We start from the raw sequence: 20,299 nt of genomic DNA, 5'->3' as shown, positions 1-20,299 counted from the left end.
GGGCACCGCTGCGCGCAGCGGCCGCAGCGTGCGCAGGGTGAACAGGAATCCGGTGCTCACGGTGGCGATCGCGCCGAACATCAGCGCGGTGGTCAGCACGACGAAGACCGGTGCCGGGGCGTGCAGGTTCAACGGGACCAGGATCGCGGCGGTGAGCAGCCACGGCGCGAGCGTGATGACGGCCTGGCGGCGGGTGATCCGGGCCGTCGACCGGATCTCGGCCGGGGTCGGGTGACGGCCGGCGGTCGACCAGCGCAGCGCCGGCCGGACGATGAGGACGGCGCCCAGCGCCACGGTGACGGTGCCGACGGAGCTGACGACGGCCAGGGTGATGACGTTGCCGGTGGTGAGGACGTCCCGGCCGGCCAGCGCGACGACGATCGCGACGACTTCGCCGACGGTCAGCAGATAGGCCGACGTCAGGCCTGCGGCGTATTTGCCGAGTAGGCGGCGTGGCCTCACCCGGCGACGGTATCAGTCGCTGGCGGGTAGCGGCTTGGCCTCCTTGAGCGCCAACGGTGTCGAGCCGACGCTCAGGGTGCCCTTGCCGGCCTTGGTGACGAGCACCTCGGCCCCGCTGTCGTCGACGTAGCGTTTGCCCATCAGATTGCCGTCGGCCAGGGCGTCGTCCAGCGACAGGTTGCCGTCGACGGCGTCACCGACGGGAACCATCGGTGCGCCGCCGGCGCGCAGGTCGTCGAGGCTGTCGCTGCTGCGGACCACGATCACCTGGGTGTCGCAGACCTGGCTCTGCAGCCGGGTGCCGTTCTTGATCATGCGGGGGCTCCTTGTGTCGTGGCCGGCGGTGCCGGCAATCGTTAAACGGCCGGCTGTGCCGGCGATGGGTCCTGGTTGAGTTCGTCGACCAGTTCACGGCGCAGCACCTTGCCGGTCGCGTTGGTGGGCAGTTCGTCGCGGAACACCACCCGGTCGGGCGTGCGGGATCCGCGCAACTGGGCACGGACGTGGCTGCGCAATTGCTCGGCGTCGGGTTGCTGTCCGGGCTGGGCGACCACCACCGCGACGATGATCTGCCCCCATTCGGGGTCGTCGGCGCCGACCACGGCACAGTCTCGCACGTGGGGGTGTTCGACGAGCACGTCTTCGATTTCGGCGGGCGCGATGTTCTCTCCGCCGCGGATGATCGTGTCGTCGGAGCGGCCGCCGATGAACAGGTACCCGTCCTCGTCGAGGGAGGCGACGTCTCGTGTCGGGAACCAGCCCTGTTCGTCGAGCACCGATCCGATGTCGGTGTACTTGCCCGACACCTGCTCGCCGCGGACGAACAGCTCGCCGGTCTCGCCGGGTCCCAGCACCGTGCCGTCCTCGGCGCGGATCTGAACCTCGATGCCCGGCACCGGCTGACCCACCGAGCCCAGCCGCCGGGTGATCCCCTCGTCGGTGCCCGCCAACGCGGCGCGGTGGTCGTCGGGGGTCAGCACCGCGATGGTCGAGCTGGTCTCGGTCAGGCCGTAGGCGTTGACGAATCCGACGTCGGGCAACAGCGACAACGCCTTACGCACCAGCGGCAGCGGCACCTTGGATCCGCCGTAGGCCAGGGTGCGCAGCGTCGGCAGTGGGATGCCCTGTGCTTCCAGCACCGCGACGATGCGGTCGAGCATCGTCGGCACCACGGTTGCGGACGTGACACCTTCCTCGGCGACCAGGCGCACCCACCGCTCGGCGTCGAAGTGCGTGAGGTACACCATTTTTCGGCCCGCATACAGATTCGACAGCGCAGCGCTGACGCCGGCGATGTGGTACGGCGGGACGCAGATCAGTGCGGCGTCGTCGGGCTCGGCGGCGGCGAACTCGACCGTGCCCATGATGTAGCTCGTCAGGTTGGTGTGGGTGAGCTCGACAGCCTTGGGCCTGGACGTCGTCCCGGACGTGAACAGCACGACGCCGACGGAGTCGGGATCGGCGAACTCGGCCGCGGGTTCGGCCGTGCGGGCTGAGGCGAGGAACTCCGCAGAGCGCACCGTCCGGTAGCCGTCGCCGACGGCGTCGCGGTATTCGTCGTCGACCACGACGAGGGGGTCGGGCAGGCGGTCGAGCAGGGCTCGCAGCCCGTCGGCCGAGAGCCGGTAGTTCAGCGGCGTCACGGGGATGGCCGCGCGGGCGGAGGCGAACAGCAGCAGCGGCAGCAGTGCCCCGCCGGTGCCGACGTAGGCCACGTGCCCGGCGCCGGAGGCCGCGATGACGCCGGCCCCGCCGTCGGCCAGCGCGCTCAGTTCGGCGGTGGTGAGCCGTAGATCGTCGTCGACGAGGGCTGTCCGGTCGGGGGCTGCGTCGGCGGCCATCTCCAGCAGCAGCGAGATGCTCATGAGACGCGCTCGTCGACGAAGATGTCCAGGATGGGGTCGTCACCGCCGCCGTAGCGGGACAGGTCGGTGACCCCGGCCTCGGTCAGTACCGAGGAGTCGATGTAGCACTGCCCGTTGACCTCCGCCGGTGGCCGAGACAGGATCTGCACGGCGGCGTCGGCCATGATGTCGGGGGTGCGCGAGGATTTCACGAGGTCCTCCCCGTCGGCGAGATTGGACACTGCTGAGGTCGCGATATAGGTCTCCGGCCACAGACAGCTGAAACCGATTCCGGCTTCACCGTATTCGCTGGCCCAGCCGAGCGACAGCAGGGTCATGCCGTACTTGGACAGCGTGTAGGACGGGTGGGCGCCGAGCCAGTGCGGATTCATGTTCATCGGCGGCGCCAGGGTCAGCACGTGTGCGCCGGTGCGCGACTGCCGCAGATGGGGCAGCGCCGCCTTGGTCAGCAGGAACGTGCCGCGGACGTTGATGTCCATCATCAGGTCGAACTTCTTGGCCGACAGTGCCTCGGTCGGTTCGGTGGCGATGGCGCTGGCGTTGTTGACGACGATGTCGACCCCGCCGAAGTGCTCCACCGCGGTCTCGATGGCCCGCGTCACGTCCTCTTCCTTGCGGACGTCGCCGACTACGGCCACGCCCTTGCCGCCGGCGGCCTCGACCTCGGCCACCGCGGTGTGCACGGTGCCCGGCAGCCGGGGGTGTGGTTCTGCGGTCTTGGCCAGTAGGACCACGTTGGCGCCGCGGCTGGCGGCGCCGAGCGCGATGGCCAGCCCGATGCCGCGGCTGCCGCCCGAGACCACGACGGTGCGGTCGGCGAACGATGCGTCGCCGGTGGCGTGGGACGTTCCAGACAAAAGGGCCTCCTCGTCGGCGCCAGATAGTGGCATTCTCATTTTAGGCGAATCCCATAATCGCTGTGTTCCGGGGTTTCGGAGTGGTGTTTGCGACCTTCGCACATACTGCTGCGTGCAGCTTTCCCACAGGCGGTATTGGCATTCTCATTTTTTGCAAGTACGTTATCCAGCGATGAGCGAGCAAGTCGTCCCCCGGGTTGAGACCCCCTCTGGCATCCCGCTGGAACCCGTGTACGGGCCCGGCGATCGCGCGGTCGATCCGCCGCCGCCGGGGCAGTACCCGTTCACCCGCGGCAACTTCGCGTCCGGGTACCGCGGCAAGACCTGGACCTTCCGGCAGTACTCGGGCTTCGGCACGGCCGAGGAGTCCAATCGCCGCTACCGCTATCTGCTCGATCAGGGCGGTACCGGGCTTTCGGTGGCGCTGGATCTGCCCACACAGTGTGGCTACGACTCCGATGACGAGGAGTACGGCGAGGAGGTCGGGCGGGTCGGCGTCGCCGTCGACACCCTGGCCGACGCGGAGATCCTGTTCGACGGCATCCCGCTGGACAAGATCAGCACAAGCTTCACGATCAACGGCACGGCGGCGATCCTGCTGGCGTTCTACGTCGCCGCCGCCGAGAAGAAGGGGGTGCCGCGCGAGAAGCTCACCGGCACCATCCAGAACGACATCCTCAAGGAGTACGCCTCGCGGGGCACCTGGATCTGGCCTCCGGAACCGTCGCTGCGGTTGATCGCGGACACCATCGAGTTCTGTGCGGCCGAGGTGCCGAGGTTCAACGCGATCTCGGTGGCCGGTGCGCACTTCCGTGACGCCGGGGCCAACGCGGTGCAGGAGATGGCGTTCACACTGGCCGACGGAGTCACCTACTGCGACACCGTCGTCGAGCGCGGGCGGATGACCATCGACAAGTTCGCGCCGCAGATCTCGTTCTTCTTCTACACCCACGGCGATTTCTTCGAGGAGATCGCGAAGTACCGGGCCGGCCGCAGGCGCTGGGCCACCATCGTGCGGGAGCGTTACGGCGCGGAGACCGACAAGGCGTCGATGTTCCGTTTCGGCTGCGTCGCCGGCGGGGCCTCGCTGTACGCGCCGCAGGCGCAGAACAACCTGGTCCGCGTGGCCTACGAGGCGATGGCCGCGGTGCTCGGCGGGGTGCAGTCGATGTTCACCGCCGCGTGGGATGAGCCGTTCGCGCTGCCCAGCGAGGAATCGGCCACCCTGGCGCTGCGCACCCAGCAGATCCTGGCGTACGAGACCGGCGTGACGAAGGTGGCGGACCCGCTCGGCGGCTCGTACTTCGTCGAGGCCCTCACCGATGCCACCGAAGAGAAGATCGTCGAGATCATGCACGATCTCGAGGCCCACGGCGGCATGGTGCGCTGCATCGAGGACGGCTATCTGCAGGGTCTGATCGCCGACGAGGCGTTCAAGATCCACCAGGAGGTCGAATCGGGTGAGCGGCCCGTGGTCGGGGTGAACCGATTCGTCGTCGACGAGCCGCCGCCGGACCTGGCCACCTACGAGCTGGACGCCGAGGGCCGCGACACCCAGCTGCGGCGGCTCGCGAAGGTCAAGGCCGACCGTGACGACGTCGCCGTCAAGGAGGCGCTCGCGGCGCTGGCCCGGGCCGCAGAAGGCGACGACAACCTGATGCACAAGCTGATCGACTGCGCGAACGCGTATTGCACGGTGGGAGAGATGGTGTCGACGTTGAAGTCGGTGTGGGGCGAGTTCCAGCAGCCTGTCGTTTTTTAGGGAGAAGGTGTTCTGATGTCAACGCGTGTGCTGGTGGCCAAGCCCGGTCTGGACGGCCACGACAGAGGGGCCAAGATCGTCGCGCGCACGCTGCGCGACGCGGGCTTCGAGGTGATCTACACCGGTATCCGGCAGCGCATCGAGGACATCGTGTCCATCGCGTTGCAGGAAGATGTTGCGTTGGTGGGTCTTTCGATCCTCTCCGGCGCCCATGTCGCGCTGACCACCCGAACCGTCGACGCGTTGCGTGCCGCCGACGCCGGTGACATCGCCGTGGTCGTCGGTGGCACCATCCCGCAGGGCGACGTCCAGAAGCTGCTGGACGCCGGGGCGGCCGCGGTGTTCCCGACCGGTACCTCGCTGGAGGATCTGGTCCGCGACGTCCGCGCGCTGACGGAGAAGGTGCAGCAGTGAAGCTCGGCGCATCGAGAGTGCGCACAGAGCGTGTTCTCGGCCGATTTCTCGATCTCAGCGCACTCTCGCCGGAGGAGGCACGTTCATGAAACTCGGAGTGATGATCGGGGCCGAGCGCGGCGACATGGCGCGCAAGGTCGCCAAACTGGTGTCCGACATCGAATGGGCAGAGTCGGCAGGCCTGGACACCGCGTGGATGCCGCAGGTGCCCAATGACTTCGACTGCCTCACCATGGTGGCGCTGATGGCGGCGCACACCTCGCGCATCGAACTCGGCACGGCCGTGGTGCCGCTGCAGGCGCAGCACCCCATTGCCCTTGCCCGCCAGGCGCTTTCGGTGCACGCCATGGCGGCCGGCCGGCTGGCCCTGGGCGTCGGGCCGTCGCATCACTGGATCGTGCGCGACATGCTGGGCCTGCCGTACGACAAACCGGCCGCCTACACCCGCGACTACCTCGAGGTGCTCAACACCGCGCTGGCCGGACCCGGTGACGTCGACGTGGAGAACGACACCTTCACCGTGCACAATCCGACCGTGCTGGGCGCCGAACAGCCGTTGCCCGTGTTGGTCGCCGCGCTCGGTCCGGTCATGCTGCAGATCGCCGGGGAACAGGCCGACGGTACTGTGCTGTGGATGGCTGACGAGAAGGCGATCGGCGAGCACATCGCGCCGAAGATCAACAAGGCCGCCGCGGAGGCGGGCCGCCCCGCGCCGCGCATCGTGGCCGGCATCCCGGTGTGCCTGTGCGCGAATTCCGAGATCGACGCGGCCAAGGATCGGGCCAACCGGATCCTTGCCGAGGCGGAGACCTCGCCGAACTACCAGAAGTTGCTCGACCGGGGCGACGCACGCAACGTCGGCGATCTCTGCGCCGCCGGTGATATGGACGCGATTCTGCGGCGCTTCAAGCAGTTCGCCGATGCCGGTGTCACCGACCTGTCGGTGCGGCTGCTGCCGATCGGGGAGACCCGGGACGAGCTGGTGGCGTCGAAGTACCGGACGCGTGAGGTGATCGGCGAGCTCGCCAAGGCGGTGCGATGAGCGCTTGCGCGAAGAGCCGAGGGCAGCGGTGAGCACTGCCGGCCCGCTGGCCGGGATCCGCATCATCGAGGTCGGCGTCATGCTGGCCGGGCCCTACGCGACGATGATGCTCGCGGATCTGGGCGCCGAGGTGATCAAGGTCGAGCCGCCGGGTGGCGAGATCTCCCGGCAGGTCAGTGACAGCTATTTCGCGAGCCTGAACCGCAACAAGCAGAGCGTGATGCTGGATCTGCGGTCTGAGGAGGGGCGCCGCCGGCTCGGCGAGTTGGTAGCCGATTCGCATGCGCTGCTGGTCAACATGAAGCCATCGGCGATCCGTCGCCTGGGCCTGACCTACGAGTCGCTCAAACAGTTCAACGAGCGCATCGTCTGTGTCGCGATGACGGGGTTCGGGCTGGACGGGGGAGACGACCCTGCCTTCGACTACGTGATCCAGGCCGCGACCGGGGTGGCCGCGATGACCGGAGACCCCGAGGGCCCGCCGACGCTGCCCGGCTACTCGTCGGCGGACAACTCCACCGGTTTGACCGCTGCGCTGGGTCTGCTCGCGCAGATCGTGTCGGGTCGGGGCGGGCAGATCGACGTGTCACTGCAGGATGTCATGCTCTCGCAGCTGAACTACCGGGCCGCGGCGTTCCTCAACGACGGTGTGGAACCGCAGCGCCTGCCCAACGGCGCCCACTCGTATTACGTGCCGGCGCAGCTGTTTCCGACGGCAGACGGCTATCTCGCGCTGTTCATCACCCACGACGGGTTCTGGGCGGCGTTCGCCGCGGAGGCGGGGATCGACGGTTTCGCCACGATGGCCGAACGTGCCGCGCGTCGCGACGAGGTGCTCGAACTGGTGGGGGCGGTGCTGCGGGGTGACTCCGCGCTGAACTGGCAGCGTCGGCTGCAGTTGCTGGGAATTCCGGTCGCGGCGGTGCGCACACTGCCCGAGGCGTTGGCCGCGACACCGCAGGCGCTGGTGACCGCGGGGGAGTTCCGCCTGGTCGGCAGCCCGATCCACATCGCCGGGTACGAACCGGAATACCGGCCCGCTCCGCAGTTGGACGAACACCACCAGGTGGCGGCTCAGCCGTCGTAGTCGACCGTCACCGCCGGGGTGTCGGGCACCGCCTGGCATGTCAGCACGTACCCCTCGGCGACCTCGTCCTCGGTGAGCGCGTCGTTCACGCGCATGGTGGCGTGACCCTCGGTCAGCAGTGCCATGCACGTTCCGCAGTTGCCGGCCTCGCAGGAGAACGGCGGACCCAGGCCGGCGCGGCGGGCGCTCTCCAGCAGCGTCTCGTTGGGTCGTTGCGGCACCGAGGCGGTCGTGCCGTCCAGTTTCACGGTGACTGTGGCGGTCGCTGTCACTGCGGACCCCGTGCCCGGTGTCTGCGGGTCGGTCATTGAACCCTCTTTCGACATTGTCATTCTGATAATAGGAGAATAATATTCTCCACGACAAGCGGGTGCCTTCTCGTACCCATCATCCCTGACCCGGAAGGGGCGCGCGCGACGTGAGTGAGCCCTGGGCGCTCGCCTTCGAGGACCGGCAGTACACGCGTGCCGACCTCGACGCACTCGCCGCCGGGATGGCCGGGGAGTTGCAGCGGCGCGGCGTGACCGCGGGATCGCGCGTCGCGCTCATGTCGTCGAACCGTCCCGAGTTCGTGGTGGCGTTGCGCGCGATCTGGCGTGTCGGTGCGGCGGCGGTGCTGCTCAGTCCGGCGTGGAAGCGCACCGAAGTCGACCATGCGCTCTCGCTGACCGGGCCGGTATACGCGGTCGGAGACCACCCGGTGCTGGCCGAGGCGATGCCGATGCTGTCGCTCGACGAACCGATTGCCGCAGCCGATCATCCGGCGGCCGAACCCGATCCCGCCGCCGACGCCGTGCTGGTCTTCAGCTCTGGCACCACGGGGATGCCCAAAGCGGTGCGTCACACGCACGCCTCGCTGGCCGTCGCGGTACGTCACTGGCGAGTAGGCCTGGGGCTCACGTCCTCGGACCGGCTCCAGGTGATGACGCCGCCGTCGCACATTCTCGGACTGCTCAACATCGTGATGGCGCTCGACACCGGTGCGTGGATCCGGTTGCACCGACGCTTCGACATCGATGCGATGCTGCGCCACATCGAGTCCGACCGGATCACCGTCGAGATGGCGGTCGCGCCGATCGCGCTGGCGCTGTCCGCACACCCGGATCTGGAGCGACACGACCTTTCGTCGCTGCGCTACATCATGTGGTGTGCCACCCCGGTGACCACCAGCGTGGCCGAGGCCGTCACCGAGCGCACCGGGGTGTCGTGGGTGACCGCCTACGGTGCCAGCGAGCTTCCGGTGATCTCGTGCAACGACCTGCGCAACCCGCGCCTGGACACCGTCGGGCGCGCGGTGGACGGGGTCAGTCTGCGGATCGTGTCCCTCGATTCCGCGGAGGTGCTCGGCCCAGGCGCGGAGGGGGAGATCCAGGTCCGTTCGGGCTCCGCGATGGCCGGCTACCTCCCCGACGACGTTTCGCACGACGCCTTTTCGGACGGCTGGTATCGGACGGGGGACGTCGGGACCCTCGACGCCGACGGCTGGCTACGGATCACCGACCGCGCCAAGGAGATGATCAAGGTCCGCGGGTTCCAGGTCGCCCCGGCCGAGATCGAGGCCGTCCTGCACGGGCACCCCGCCGTCGACGACTGCGCGGTGTTCGGTGTCCCTACCGCCGACGGCGAGGCGATCGTGGCCGCGGTGACCGCCCACGGGCCGGTGGACACCGCCGAACTGGCCGCGTTGGTCGGTGACCGGCTCGCTTCCTACAAGCGACCGAGCCGTGTGGTGGTCGTCGACGAAATCCCGCGCCTGCCTTCGGGCAAGGCGCTCAGAAGAGTGTTGCGGGAGCGTGCGATGAGCGCTGTCGCGGAGAGCGGAGGAATCTGATGGACGTCCGTCTGACCGGTGAGCAGCAACAGCTGCGCGATGCCGCCGCGGAGGTGGCGGGCGACCTGGGGCCGGGTTCGGTCGCCGACCTCGACGACTCGGCGCGCCTGACGCGGCTGGAGAAGGCGGTCGACGCGACCGGTTTCCGCACGCTGCGTTCCGACGGCGCGTCGGCCGTCGAGATCGCGATCGTGGCCGAGGAGTTCGGTCGGGGGCTGGTCGACGTGCCCTACCTCGGCCCTGTGCTGTCCGACGACTTGCAGGTCAGGCTCGGGCGTGCCGTGACGGTCGACGATGCCGCACCGCCGACCGTCGACCTGACCGGAAGTCTTGCCGGCGTGGTGGAATCGCCTGCCGAACTCGCCGAGCTCACCGACGACGACGCGGGCCGCTGGTATGCGCTCGCGCTGGCGGCGACCACCGCCGACATCCTCGGCGCGGCGCGCGGCACGCATGCGCTGGCCACCGAGTACGCGAAAGTGCGCGCGCAGTACGGCGCGACGATCGGGTCCTACCAGGCTGTCGCGCACCTGCTCGCCGAGAGCTTGGCGCTGATCGAGGGGTCGGTCAGCGTGGCGCGGCACGCTGCGTGGGCGGTCGACGAACTGCCCGTGCGGGAAGCGATCGAGGCTGCCCGGGTGGCCAAGATCTACAGCGCGCGCGCGGCGATGACGGTGTGCGAGACGTCGATCCAGGTGCACGGCGGCATCGGCAACACCTGGGAATGCCTGGCGCACGTGTACCTGCGCCGGGTGCTGGCCGCGACCGAGACCTGGCCTGTGAAGCTGGAGGAGCTGACCATTGGACTTTCGTGATTCCCCCGACGAGGCCGCATTCCGCGAGCGCCTGAGCGCCTGGCTGGCCGAGCAGAAGGGCAAGTTTCCGACCTCCGGTGACGCGTACTGGGCCAAGGCCGGTGAATGGCATCAGGCGTTGTTCGAGGCGGGGTTCTTCGGCACTTCGTGGCCGAAGGCCTATGGCGGGCAGGATCTGCCGCCGGTGTTCGACGTGATCGTCGACGAGGAGATCGCCAAGGCCGGCGCCCCGGCCCGGCCCAGCCTGGGCTATCTGGTCGTCGGTCTGAGCCACCACGGCAGTGAAGAGCTCCGGCAGCGGTTCCTGCCGGGCATGATCAACGGCACCGAGCGGTGGTGCCAGGGCTTCTCCGAGCCCGGCGCGGGATCGGACCTCGCGTCGCTGACGACGACCGCGGTCAGGGACGACGCCAACCCCGATGACTACGTCATCCACGGTCACAAGATCTGGACCAGCTACTCCGACGTCGCCGACTGGTGCCTGGTGCTGGCGCGCACCGACAAGGATGTGCCGAAACACAAAGGCATCTCGGCGTTCATCGTCAGCATGCACCAGCCCGGGATCGAGCAGCGGCCGCTGAAGATGATCAGCGGCGTGACCAAGGAGTTCGGCCAGGTCAGTTTCGACGGGGCACGGGTGCCTGCGGAGAACATGGTCGGCGCGCCCGGCGAGGGCTGGAAGCTGGCGATGACGGTGGTCAGCCACGAACGCGAGCCGTCGACGCTCGGTTTCTCCGCGCGGTATGGAAAGACTGTGCGGCAGATGGCATCCCGTGTCGACGGGGTGCCGAACGAGGAACTGCTCTGGGCGTGGGTGCAGACCGAGATGTTGCGTCTGCATGTGCGCAGGCGGCTCTCCGAGCAGCTGGACGGGATCACTCACGGTCCGCAGGGCTCGCTGGACAAGCTGTTGATGACGTGGACCGAGCAGTCCGTCGGCCACGCCGCACTCAAGACCGTGGGCACCGCCGACGAGGAACTGTTCGGTGCCTACATGTACAGCCGGGCGCAGAGCGTCATGGGTGGGACGTCGCAGATCCAGAAGAACATCATCGCGCAACGAATCCTGGGATTGTGAGCGCGATGAGCGCGTGCGCGAAGAGCAAAGGACAGTAGATGTACGGAATGCCAGAAGAGATCGATGTCCGCGCCGACGGTGCGCTGCGCATCATCACGTTGAATCGGCCGGACGACCTCAACGCGGTCAACGACAATCTGCACGTCGGGCTGGCCAAGATCTGGGAGGAGCTCAACGAGGACGTCGGCGCACGCGCGGCAGTCATCACCGGTGCAGGACGGGCGTTCTCGGCCGGCGGTGACTTCAACTACCTCGACGAGTTGCGCAACGACGAAGCGCTGCGTCAGAAGACGATCAAGCACGGCCGCGATCTGGTGATCGGCATGCTCCGGTGCCGGATCCCGGTGATCGCGGCGGTGAACGGCCCGGCTGTCGGGCTGGGCTGCAGCCTGGCTGCGCTGTCCGACGTCGTCTACATCGCCGAGAACGCGTTCTTCGCCGATCCGCACGTGTCGATCGGACTCGTTGCCGCAGACGGTGGCCCGCTGGTGTGGGGTTCGCAGATCAGCCTGCTGCAGGCCAAGGAATTCGCGCTGACCGGTGTGCGGATCAAGGCGCAGCGCGCTGTCGAGCTCGGCCTGGCCAACCATGTGGTCGACGATCCGGTGGCCGAGGCGATCGCGTGTGCGAAGAAGATGATGGAGCTGCCGCAGCAGGCCGTCGAGGCGACCAAGCGGCTGATGAACATCCAGTTGGAGAAGTCGGTGATGGCGTCGCTGGATTACGCGAACCTGGCCGAGTACGTGTCGTTCGGCACGACCGACTTCAACAAGATCGTCGACGGCCTGATCGCCAAGAAGTAGCCCGCCGGTCCCTTTTCGCGAGCGTGCGTGTCTGCGGGCGAATCGCCGCGGTCTGTGCTGATTCCGCGCACGCTCGCGCCTAACGCTTCACACCTGCAGCGTTCGGGCGCTGCGATGTCGGCGGCATCGAGCGTGCGCATAGTTCGCACAATGTTCGGCGCGTCGCCCGCAGACACGCACGCTCGCGCCGGAGGGATCCACACTTCGGGCGGGCTAGCGGATGAGTTCCTCGGAGCGCTGGATGGTGCCGGTGATGCCGGAGGCATCCTGAGCCGCAAGGAGAACGGCGGCGTCGGCCATCGCCTCGGGTGGCTCGACCATCTCCGGCGGTATCTGCATACCGGCACCGCCGGCCTGCCAGCCCTCGGTCAGCACCACCCGCGACGGGCTCAGGCAGTTCACCGCGATGTTGTCCGGCTTCAGATCCGCGGCCAGGCCGAGATACAGCCGTTCCGCGGCAGCCTTGGATACCCAGTACGCGTTCGCGCCGTGATCGGTCATCGCGACCCCGGTGGTGGTCACCGCGATGAGGGAGCCGCCGCCGCGGGCCCGGACATGCGGGATGACCGCTTTGGTGACGAGGAAGACGCCGGTGGTGTTGACGTCGAGGCACAGTTGCCAGCGCTTGAGCGGCGTGGTCTCGATCGGCCCGAGCCACAACACCCCGGCGTTGGCGACGAGGATGTCGATGCCGCCGAATTCGGCCACGGTCGCAGCGACCGCGGCATCGACGGATGCCTCATCGGTGACATCACACGCCACAGGTAGTGCGCGTCCGCCGTCAGCGCAGATGCGTTGCGCGACAGACCCGATGGTCCCGGGAAGCTTCCCCTCCTGTTGGGAGCGGGCTGCCACGGCCACTGATGCGCCGGCCCGGGCCAGTGCGGTCGCCACCGTGGCGCCGATACCGCGGCTGGCGCCGGCGACGAAGGCGACCTTGCCTTGAAGCGTCACTTGGGCGGGAACCGCAGGGCCCCGTCCAGGCGGATGACCTCGCCGTTGAGATAGTCGTTCTCGATGATGCTCTGCGCCAGTTGCGCGTACTCCGTCGATCGGCCCATCCGCTTGGGGAACGGCACCTGGGGACCCCAGTACTGCTCAAGCTGATCGGCGGCCTTGCCGTAGGCCGGGGTGTTGATCGTCCCGGGGGCGATCGTCACTACGCGAATTCCCAACGGCGACAGGTCCCGTGCGGCGACCAGCGTCATGCCGATCACCCCGCCCTTGGCTGCCGAGTAGGGGAGCTGCCCGATCTGGCCTTCGTAGCCGGCCACCGACGCGGTGTTGACGATGACGCCGCGGCCGCCCTCCTCAAGCGGGTCGGTCTTGGCGATCGCCGCCGCCGACAGACGCATGATGTTGAACACCGCGGTCAGGTAGAACTTGATGGTGGTCTCGAAGGCCTCCATGCTCAGTGGGGAGCCGTCCTTGCCGACCAGCCGGCCACCACCCGCGGGGCCGCCGTGGGTGTCCACCGAGATGCGCAGAGGCCCAAGTGCTTCCGCCTCGGCGATGGCGGCAAGCAGCGACTCCTCCGAGGTGGCGTCGGTGCGGACGTAGCGCACCCCGAGCTCGGATTCCAGCTGCCTGCCCTTCTCGTCGGCCAGGTCGGCGATGACGACCTTGGCTCCCGCGTCGTGCAGTCGCCGTACCGTCGCTTCGCCGAGGCCACCCGCGCCTCCGACGACCAGGGCCGAGCTTCCAGCGATGTCCATGCGCCGTCCTCCTTGAAATACAGACTCTCAACCACGGAGAATAACATTCTCAGCAATGGAATGGTCCCTCGCGGGCCGGAAGGCGGCCTGCGTAAGGTGTCGTGGGTGACGATCGACGATCTCATCGCCGCCGCCCGGGCCGGTTCGGCGCGCGCCACCGGCCGGCTGCTCAGCTTCGTGGAGAGTCCCCGGCGCGACGAGGTGCTCGACGCGCTCGGCGACGTCGCCCAGGCCCGCGTCGTCGGTATCACGGGACCGCCCGGGGCGGGCAAGTCCACCACCGCGGGCGCACTCGTGGGTGCCTACCGGGCAGACGACAAGCGGGTCGCGGTGCTGGCCGTCGATCCGTCGTCGCCCTACAGCGGCGGCGCGCTGCTGGGTGACCGCATCCGGATGTCCGCGCACATCAACGATCCCGGCGTGCTGATCCGCTCGGTGGCCGCCCGTGGGCACCTCGGCGGTCTGGCCGCCGCCGTGCCCGCAGCGATCCGGCTGGTCTCGGCGCTGCACTACGACGTCGTCATCCTCGAGACCGTCGGGGTCGGACAGTCGGAGATCGAGATCGCCGCGGTGGCCGACCCGACCGTGGTGGTGCTGAATCCGGGGGCCGGCGACGCTGTCCAGGCCGCAAAGGCGGGGCTGCTCGAGGTCGCCGACATCGTGGCGGTGAACAAGGCCGACCGGGACGGCGCCGACCAGACGGTGCGGGACCTGCGCGCCGAGACCGATGTGCCGATCCTGAAACTCGTTGCCGCCCAAGGTCAGGGAATCGACGAGCTGCGCGGCCTGATCGAAAACCACCACCGCACCGACAATCCCGGGCGGCGCTCGGCCCGGGCACGCGCCCAGATCCTCTCACTCGCGCAGACGCTGCTGCGTCAGCACGAGGACCTCGACGCGCTCGCCGACGCGGTGGCCGCCGGTCGCACCGACCCCTACGCCGCCGCCGCGCGACTGGTCGTGCCCCGCGCGGTCAGCTGACCTCCGCGGAGGGTCGAGCCACCCGGTCGTGTCAGGACGCCGACTGCCCGGTGGCCGCGGTGTAGCCGGCGCGATAGCCGAAGACCATCGCGGGTCCCAGGGTGCCGCCCGCCCCTCCGTAGGCCTTGCCGGTGGGTCCGGCCATCGCGTTACCCGCCGCGAACAAGCCCGTGATCGCAGTGCCGGTGACGTGCAGGACGCGTCCGTCGCGGTCGGTACGCGGCCCGCCCTTGGTGCCCATCGCGCCGACGGAGACCGGGACCGCATAGTACGGAGCGGTGTCGATCGGGCCCAGCGTCTGACCCGCGGTGGTGGGCGCCGACGTGTCGCCCCAGTAGCCGTCGTAAGCGCTTGCGCCGCGGCCGAAGTCGGGATCGTGTTCGTCGGCGACGTGGGTGTTCCATGCGGCCAGGGTGGCGGCCAGTCCGGCCGGGTCGATGCCGGTTTTCGCGCCGAGCTCGTCGAGATCGGCCGACTGGCAGAACCAGTCGGGGACCGGGCCGTCGGGATCGACGCCGAGGAACCCGTAGTGCTTCAGGTGGATGGAGTCGAAGACGATCCACGCCGGGTCGTTGGCGTACCCGAGTTTGGGGTCGAGGAAGTGGAACGGCCCGGCCATCGAGTTGTACTCGCCGGCTTCGTTGACGAACCGTCTGCCTGCCCGGTTCACGATGATGCTGCGCGGGCGGGTGCGCTCCAGCCGGACGCTGCGGCTGCGCGGATGCCCGGCGAAGGTGTCACCCGGGATCTGCACGATCGGCACCCACCAGGCTTCCCCCATGTTGGCCAGGTCGGCGCCGTGCGCCATCGCCATCCGGAGCCCGTCGCCGGTGTTGTTGGGCGGCGAGACGGCCCCCCGCATCGGTCCGCGCAGGTAGGCCTCGACCAGCCTCGGGTCCCATTCGAACCCGCCGGTACCCAGGATCACCCCGCGCCGGGCGTGGACCCGGAAGTCACGTTTGTTCTCGATGCCGCCGGTCTCGATACGGACGCCGGTGATGCCCAGCGGATCGGCGATGAGCTCGACGGCGCGGGCTTCGGTGTGCGGCGTGACGCCCCGGTCCAGCAGACCGCGGAGCAGGCCGGCGATCAGCGCGGTGCCCGCCACGCAGAAGTCGCCGGCCTCGCTGTCGACCGACGCGTGGATACGTGCCCGGGTTTCGGCGTCGATGCCGACATTGCTGAAATCGGGTGGGAAGGCGGTGATCCGGTCGCTCCAGTTGCCGAGCCGGGCAAGGTCGAAAGGCTTGGCGTTCAGCGACCGTCCGCCCCCGGGCTTGCCGCCGGGCAGTTCGGGCTTGTAGTCGGGGAAGCCGGCCGCGACCTCGAAGACGAGGTCGCTGTTCTCCTCCACGAAGTCGAGCATCGCGGCGCCCGTCCGCACGAAGGTCTCCACGAGTTCGTCGTCCATGTACCCGAGCGACTGGGCGCGCAGGTACGCCATCGCGTCCTCGACCGTCAGCTCGCCGTCGGCCGACCGGTGGTGCGCCGGGATCCACACGATCCCGCCCGAGACCGCGGTGGTGCCGCCGAGTGCGGACGCCTTCTCGTAGACCTCGACGGTGGCCCCGCTGGCGGCAGCGGTCAGCGCGGCGGTCAGGCCCGCGGCGCCGCTGCCCAGCACCACGACGTCGACCTCATGGTCCCAGTCGGTCATCGCTGTCTCCTTCCGATGGATGCTGTGCTCAGCTGAGGACAGCCGACAGATCGCCGGCTGCTTTGATCACCGCGTCGCGGCCGTTGAGGACCACGTCCTCGCGGTGCGAGATCAGGTTGATGCAGGTGGGCGGCGACGGTGCGGTGCGATGCACCGGCACCGCCAGACCGTAGGTGTTGGGTTCGATCTCCCCGTGGGTGATCACCCAGCCCTGTTGGCGGGTCTGCTGGACCAGTTCGCGTTCGCCGGGACGGGGCGCCATGCTCGCCAGCAGGGCGATCCCGGCGGCGCCGCGGTCGAGCGGATAGCGGCTGCCCTCGTGAAAGGACAACTGGTAGTACACGTTGGTCGGCACCATCACCGCGACGGCGACCTGCTGATCGCCCTCGGCGACGAGCAGTGAGACCGTGGCGCCGAGTTCGTCGGCCAGTGCGCGCAGGGTCGGCACGCACAGCTGACGGACGTTGTTGTCGAACGATGCGCCGAGCACCGCCAGTGCGGCTGCCGAGCGGTACCTGCCGTCCTCGCCTTTGGCCACGAAACGGAACTGGGCGAGCGTGCTGAGCAACCGGTAGGCGATGGTCCGGTGGACGCCGATCTCGTCGGCGACCTCGCCGACGGTCAGCCCGGTCGGGGAGCCGGCCACCAAGTGGAGCGCGGTCAATCCGCGGGCCAGGGTCTGGGAGCCCGGCGCGCCGGCGCCCGCGGACGTCTGAGCACCGTCCGGTCGATTCATGCGGGCCTTCCTTGACAGATCTCTCCCATGAGAGTGATGCTCTAACTATAGTGCACATGTATGTGCGATAAATGAGCAAAGTGCTTACGGTTTACGAGAATTCAATTCTCGCCGGCACGGTCTCGCGGCCGACGCGGCACGGAAGGAGCGCAGGGGTGGCGGACTTCGAGAGCGTGTGGAGCGACCTGCAGGGCGTGCCGTTCTCCCAGGGGTATCTCGACGCGGGCGGTGTGCGCACCCGCTACCTGCACGCCGGCGACCCGGCCAACCCGGCCCTGGTGTTCCTGCACGGGTCCGGGGGTCACGCCGAGGCGTACGTGCGCAACCTGGAGGCACACGCCGAACACTTCTCGACCTGGTCGATCGACATGCTCGGTCACGGCTACACCGGCAAGCCGGGACACCCACTCGAAATCCCGCACTACGTCGAGCATCTGGCCGCCTTCCTGGATGCCATCGACGCGCCCCGCGCGCACCTCAGCGGGGAATCGCTGGGCGGTTGGGTGGCCGCGCGGTTCGCCGCCGACCGGCCCGAGAGGCTGGACCGCCTGGTGCTCAACACCGCGGGCGGGTCGCAGGCCGATCCGGAGGTGATGAAGCGCATCATCGCGTTGTCGACGGCCGCCGCGGAGAACCCGACCTGGGAGACCGTGCAGGCCCGGATCAAATGGCTGATGGCCGACAAGACCAAGGACTACGACGATATCGTGGCCAGTCGGCAGCGGGTGTACCGCCAGCCGGGATTCGCCGACGCGATGCGCGACATCATGGCACTGCAAGATCCGGTGATCAGGGCCCGAAACCTGCTCGGCCCCAAGGAGTACGGCGCCATCGTCGCGCCCACGCTGGTGGTCTGGACCAGCGACGACCCGACCGCCGACGTCGAAGAGGGCCGGCGGATGGCATCGATGATCCCCGGGGCGCGGTTCGAGGTGATGTCCGGCTGCGGACACTGGCCGCAGTACGAGGATCCCAAGACCTTCGACCGGTTACACCTGGACTTCCTGCTGGGGCGGGCGTGACCGCGCGGGCTGCGGCCGGCGCACCCGACGTCGACGTGGTCATCGTCGGCGCCGGTCCGTCCGGGCTGACGCTTGCCAACATCCTTGGGCTGCAAGATGTCCGGACTCTCGTCGTCGACGAACGCGACACCCTGATCGACTACCCGCGGGGCGTCGGCCTCGACGACGAGGCGCTGCGCACCTTCCAGTCCATCGGTCTGGTCGAGCAGGTGCTGCCACACACCGTGCCCAACCAGATCCTGCGGTTCTTCGACGCGAACCGGAAACTGCTCGCCGAGATGGCGCCCCCGGACGCACGGTTCGGCTGGCCCAAGCGCAACGGCTTCGTCCAGCCGATGGTCGACGCCGAACTGTTCAAGGGCCTGGCGCGGTTCGACCATGTGGAGGTCCGCTTCGGTCACCGCATGCAGACCTGCAGCGAGAGCGCCGACGGTGTCACCGTCGGATTCGACGGTGACCGGGAGCCGGTGCGGGCCCGCTACGTGGTGGGATGCGACGGCGGCCGCAGCGCGACCCGCCGTCTGATGGGCGTGTCCTTCGACGGGACGACGTCCTCGACCCGCTGGCTGGTGGTCGACGTGGCCAACGACCCGCTCGGCCATCCCAACAGCGAAGTCGGCGCCGACCCGGCACGTCCGTACGTGTCGATCTCGATAGCACACGGCATCCGGCGTTTCGAGTTCATGATCCACCCGCACGAAACCGACGAGCAGGCCGACGATCCCGAGTTCGTCCGGCAGATGCTGGGGCAACGCGTCCCGTACCCCGAACGGGTCGACATGATCCGCCACCGGGTGTACACCCACCACTCCCGCATCGCCGGATCGTTCCGCAAGGGGCGTCTGATGCTTGCCGGGGATGCCGCGCACCTGATGCCGGTCTGGCAGGGGCAGGGCTACAACAGCGGGATCCGGGACGCGGCGAACCTCGGGTGGAAGCTGGCCGCGGTGGTGCGGGGGCAGGCCGGCGACGCGCTGCTCGACACCTACGACGTGGAGCGTCGCAAACACGCGCGCGCGATGATCGACCTGTCCACGATGGTGGGCCGGGTCATCTCGCCGACCAACCGCCGGGTGGCGACGTTGCGGGACAGGCTGATTCACGCCGCATCGGTGGTGCCCACGCTGAAGCGCTACATCCTGGAGATGCGGTTCAAGCCGATGCCGCGCTACCTGCAGGGTGCGGTCCACCACGACGCGCACCCGTCGCCGAATTCGGCGACCGGCACGTTGTTCATCCAGCCGCGTGTCGACACCCGTGAGGCGCAGAACGTGCCTCTCGACGACGTGCTCGGACCCGGCTTCGCGGTGCTGTGCTGGAGTAACAATCTGCGCGCCGTGCTCGGCGACGATGCCTTCGGCCGCTGGAAAGCGTTGGGGGCGAGGTTCATCGAGGTTCGGCCGACGACCCAGTTGCACTGGCCCGGCCACGATGACGCCGACGTCGTCGTGGTGGGTGACCGCGGGGGAGTGCTGAAGAAGTGGTTCGACGCCACGACGGACTCCGTGCTGTTCCTGCGTCCGGACCGCTGCATCGCGGCGGCCTGCATTGCGCAACGCGCCCCCGAAGTGACCGCGGCCCTGTTCGACGTGCTTCACCTCATCGAGGAAGGAGGATCCGATTCTCATGGCGAGATCACAGATAGCCCTGTGCTGCATGTCGCACAGTCCGCTGCTGAACCTTCCGGGACCGTCACAGGCTCTGCTTGACGACATCGAGGGCGCCCTCGGGGCCGCGCGGGAGTTCGTCGCCGACTTCGACCCCGAGCTCGTCGTCACGTTCTCGCCGGACCACTACAACGGGTTCTTCTACCGTGCGATGCCGCCGTTCTGCATCGGCACCGCGGCCGAGGGTGTCGGTGACTACGGCACCCACCGGGGCCCGTTGGACGTCCCCGCCGACCTGGCCACCGACTGCGCGCGGGCGGTGCTGGACGCCGACGTCGACGTCGCGATCTCCGCGGCGATGGACGTGGACCACGGCACCGTGCAACCACTGCAGAACCTGTTCGGCGACGCCACCGCAAAGCCGGTGATCCCGGTGTTCGTGAACTCCGTGGCGACCCCGCTGGGCCCGATGCGCCGGGTCCGCGCGCTCGGCGCGGCGGTCGGCGCACATCTGGCAGGCCTCGGCAAGCGGGTCCTCGTCATCGGGTCCGGCGGGCTGTCGCAC

General features: G+C 68.7%; 20 protein-coding genes and 1 pseudogene. 12 read left to right on the top strand and 9 right to left on the bottom strand.

From position 1 onward, the window contains the following. The 4 genes and pseudogenes from MVA01S_RS20460 to MVA01S_RS20445 all read right to left on the bottom strand — a co-directional run. Window positions 1–462 (bottom strand): annotated as a pseudogene (locus tag MVA01S_RS20460) (adenylate/guanylate cyclase domain-containing protein); the annotation flags it as partial. 12 nt (window positions 463–474) lie between these two features. Next, on the bottom strand, window positions 475–777 hold the full coding sequence (locus MVA01S_RS20455) for a hypothetical protein (RefSeq protein WP_003928149.1): 303 nt from the start codon (window positions 775–777) through the stop codon (window positions 475–477). A 41-nt stretch (window positions 778–818) separates the two neighbouring features. Continuing rightward, entirely contained in the window at window positions 819–2,327 is a 1,509-nt protein-coding gene (locus tag MVA01S_RS20450) for a class I adenylate-forming enzyme family protein (protein ID WP_003928150.1), read from the bottom strand. Beyond that, complete coding sequence (locus MVA01S_RS20445; RefSeq protein WP_003928151.1) at window positions 2,324–3,184, bottom strand: SDR family oxidoreductase; 861 nt, start codon at window positions 3,182–3,184, stop codon at window positions 2,324–2,326. The genes MVA01S_RS20450 and MVA01S_RS20445 overlap by 4 nt, the downstream gene beginning before the upstream one ends. Before the next feature lie 172 nt (window positions 3,185–3,356). Here MVA01S_RS20445 and MVA01S_RS20440 point away from each other — a divergent pair, with 172 nt between their 5' ends. From MVA01S_RS20440 to MVA01S_RS20425, 4 genes are all read left to right on the top strand, one after another. Then, a complete protein-coding gene (locus tag MVA01S_RS20440) occupies window positions 3,357–4,946 on the top strand; it encodes a methylmalonyl-CoA mutase family protein (RefSeq protein WP_040539661.1) in 1,590 nt (529 codons plus the stop codon). A gap of 15 nt (window positions 4,947–4,961) precedes the next feature. Beyond that, window positions 4,962–5,360 (top strand): cobalamin B12-binding domain-containing protein, encoded by a 399-nt coding sequence (locus tag MVA01S_RS20435; RefSeq protein ID WP_003928153.1) that lies wholly within the window; start codon window positions 4,962–4,964, stop codon window positions 5,358–5,360. Window positions 5,361–5,445: 85 nt separating this feature from the next. Then, window positions 5,446–6,402, top strand: coding sequence for an LLM class F420-dependent oxidoreductase (locus MVA01S_RS20430; RefSeq protein WP_003928154.1), 957 nt, complete (start codon window positions 5,446–5,448; stop codon window positions 6,400–6,402). 28 nt (window positions 6,403–6,430) lie between these two features. Then, a complete protein-coding gene (locus MVA01S_RS20425) occupies window positions 6,431–7,489 on the top strand; it encodes a CaiB/BaiF CoA transferase family protein (protein WP_003928155.1) in 1,059 nt (352 codons plus the stop codon). On the opposite strand, the gene MVA01S_RS20420 is transcribed toward MVA01S_RS20425, so the two are convergent. Next, window positions 7,477–7,797, bottom strand: a complete 321-nt coding sequence (locus MVA01S_RS20420) for a 2Fe-2S iron-sulfur cluster-binding protein (protein WP_003928156.1) — start codon at window positions 7,795–7,797, stop codon at window positions 7,477–7,479. The genes MVA01S_RS20425 and MVA01S_RS20420 overlap by 13 nt on opposite strands. 110 nt (window positions 7,798–7,907) lie before the next feature. Here MVA01S_RS20420 and MVA01S_RS20415 point away from each other — a divergent pair, with 110 nt between their 5' ends. Genes MVA01S_RS20415 through MVA01S_RS20400 form a run of 4 tightly spaced genes read left to right on the top strand, consistent with a single transcriptional unit; the run spans window position 7,908 to window position 12,016 of the window. After that, window positions 7,908–9,320 carry a class I adenylate-forming enzyme family protein gene (locus MVA01S_RS20415; protein ID WP_003928157.1) on the top strand — a complete coding sequence of 471 codons (1,413 nt, stop codon included), beginning with the start codon at window positions 7,908–7,910 and terminating at the stop codon, window positions 9,318–9,320. Next, window positions 9,320–10,135 (top strand): acyl-CoA dehydrogenase family protein, encoded by an 816-nt coding sequence (locus MVA01S_RS20410; protein WP_003928158.1) that lies wholly within the window; start codon window positions 9,320–9,322, stop codon window positions 10,133–10,135. The genes MVA01S_RS20415 and MVA01S_RS20410 overlap by 1 nt, the downstream gene beginning before the upstream one ends. Further along, window positions 10,122–11,213: an acyl-CoA dehydrogenase family protein gene (locus tag MVA01S_RS20405; protein ID WP_003928159.1), complete on the top strand. Its 1,092-nt coding sequence runs from the start codon at window positions 10,122–10,124 to the stop codon at window positions 11,211–11,213. The genes MVA01S_RS20410 and MVA01S_RS20405 overlap by 14 nt, the downstream gene beginning before the upstream one ends. 38 nt (window positions 11,214–11,251) lie before the next feature. After that, on the top strand, window positions 11,252–12,016 hold the full coding sequence (locus MVA01S_RS20400) for an enoyl-CoA hydratase/isomerase family protein (RefSeq protein ID WP_003928160.1): 765 nt from the start codon (window positions 11,252–11,254) through the stop codon (window positions 12,014–12,016). Between the two features lie 213 nt (window positions 12,017–12,229). On the opposite strand, the gene MVA01S_RS20395 is transcribed toward MVA01S_RS20400, so the two are convergent. Together MVA01S_RS20395 and MVA01S_RS20390 are read right to left on the bottom strand one after the other, a co-directional pair. After that, the gene (locus MVA01S_RS20395; RefSeq protein WP_003928161.1) at window positions 12,230–12,970 is read right to left on the bottom strand and encodes an SDR family NAD(P)-dependent oxidoreductase; all 741 of its coding nucleotides are present in this window, start codon (window positions 12,968–12,970) and stop codon (window positions 12,230–12,232) included. Continuing rightward, window positions 12,967–13,731: an SDR family NAD(P)-dependent oxidoreductase gene (locus MVA01S_RS20390; protein ID WP_003928162.1), complete on the bottom strand. Its 765-nt coding sequence runs from the start codon at window positions 13,729–13,731 to the stop codon at window positions 12,967–12,969. Before MVA01S_RS20390 ends, MVA01S_RS20395 begins: the two co-directional genes overlap by 4 nt. Before the next feature lie 60 nt (window positions 13,732–13,791). On the opposite strand from MVA01S_RS20390, the gene meaB reads away from it, so the two are divergent. Beyond that, complete coding sequence (gene meaB, locus MVA01S_RS20385; protein WP_003928163.1) at window positions 13,792–14,712, top strand: methylmalonyl Co-A mutase-associated GTPase MeaB; 921 nt, start codon at window positions 13,792–13,794, stop codon at window positions 14,710–14,712. A gap of 31 nt (window positions 14,713–14,743) precedes the next feature. On the opposite strand, the gene MVA01S_RS20380 is transcribed toward meaB, so the two are convergent. After that, on the bottom strand, window positions 14,744–16,369 hold the full coding sequence (locus tag MVA01S_RS20380) for an FAD-dependent oxidoreductase (RefSeq protein WP_003928164.1): 1,626 nt from the start codon (window positions 16,367–16,369) through the stop codon (window positions 14,744–14,746). A gap of 28 nt (window positions 16,370–16,397) precedes the next feature. After that, entirely contained in the window at window positions 16,398–17,105 is a 708-nt protein-coding gene (locus MVA01S_RS20375; protein WP_003928165.1) for an IclR family transcriptional regulator, read from the bottom strand. A gap of 155 nt (window positions 17,106–17,260) precedes the next feature. Between MVA01S_RS20375 and MVA01S_RS20370 the strand changes: the two genes are divergently transcribed. From MVA01S_RS20370 to MVA01S_RS20360, 3 genes are all read left to right on the top strand, one after another. Continuing rightward, complete coding sequence (locus tag MVA01S_RS20370) at window positions 17,261–18,127, top strand: alpha/beta fold hydrolase (protein WP_003928166.1); 867 nt, start codon at window positions 17,261–17,263, stop codon at window positions 18,125–18,127. Beyond that, entirely contained in the window at window positions 18,124–19,836 is a 1,713-nt protein-coding gene (locus MVA01S_RS20365; protein ID WP_003928167.1) for a bifunctional 3-(3-hydroxy-phenyl)propionate/3-hydroxycinnamic acid hydroxylase, read from the top strand. The genes MVA01S_RS20370 and MVA01S_RS20365 overlap by 4 nt, the downstream gene beginning before the upstream one ends. Then, window positions 19,784–20,299 (top strand): 3-carboxyethylcatechol 2,3-dioxygenase (locus tag MVA01S_RS20360; RefSeq protein ID WP_255251713.1); only part of this gene is annotated, 516 nt, incomplete at its 3' end. The genes MVA01S_RS20365 and MVA01S_RS20360, both read left to right, overlap by 53 nt.

Origin of the sequence: Mycolicibacterium vaccae NBRC 14118 = CIP 105934 (genome assembly GCF_001552715.1) — a bacterium.
Taxonomy (GTDB): domain Bacteria; phylum Actinomycetota; class Actinomycetes; order Mycobacteriales; family Mycobacteriaceae; genus Mycobacterium; species Mycobacterium vaccae.
Note: the sequence above shows the minus strand (reverse complement) of the source record. Positions and strands in the feature narration are given on the sequence as shown.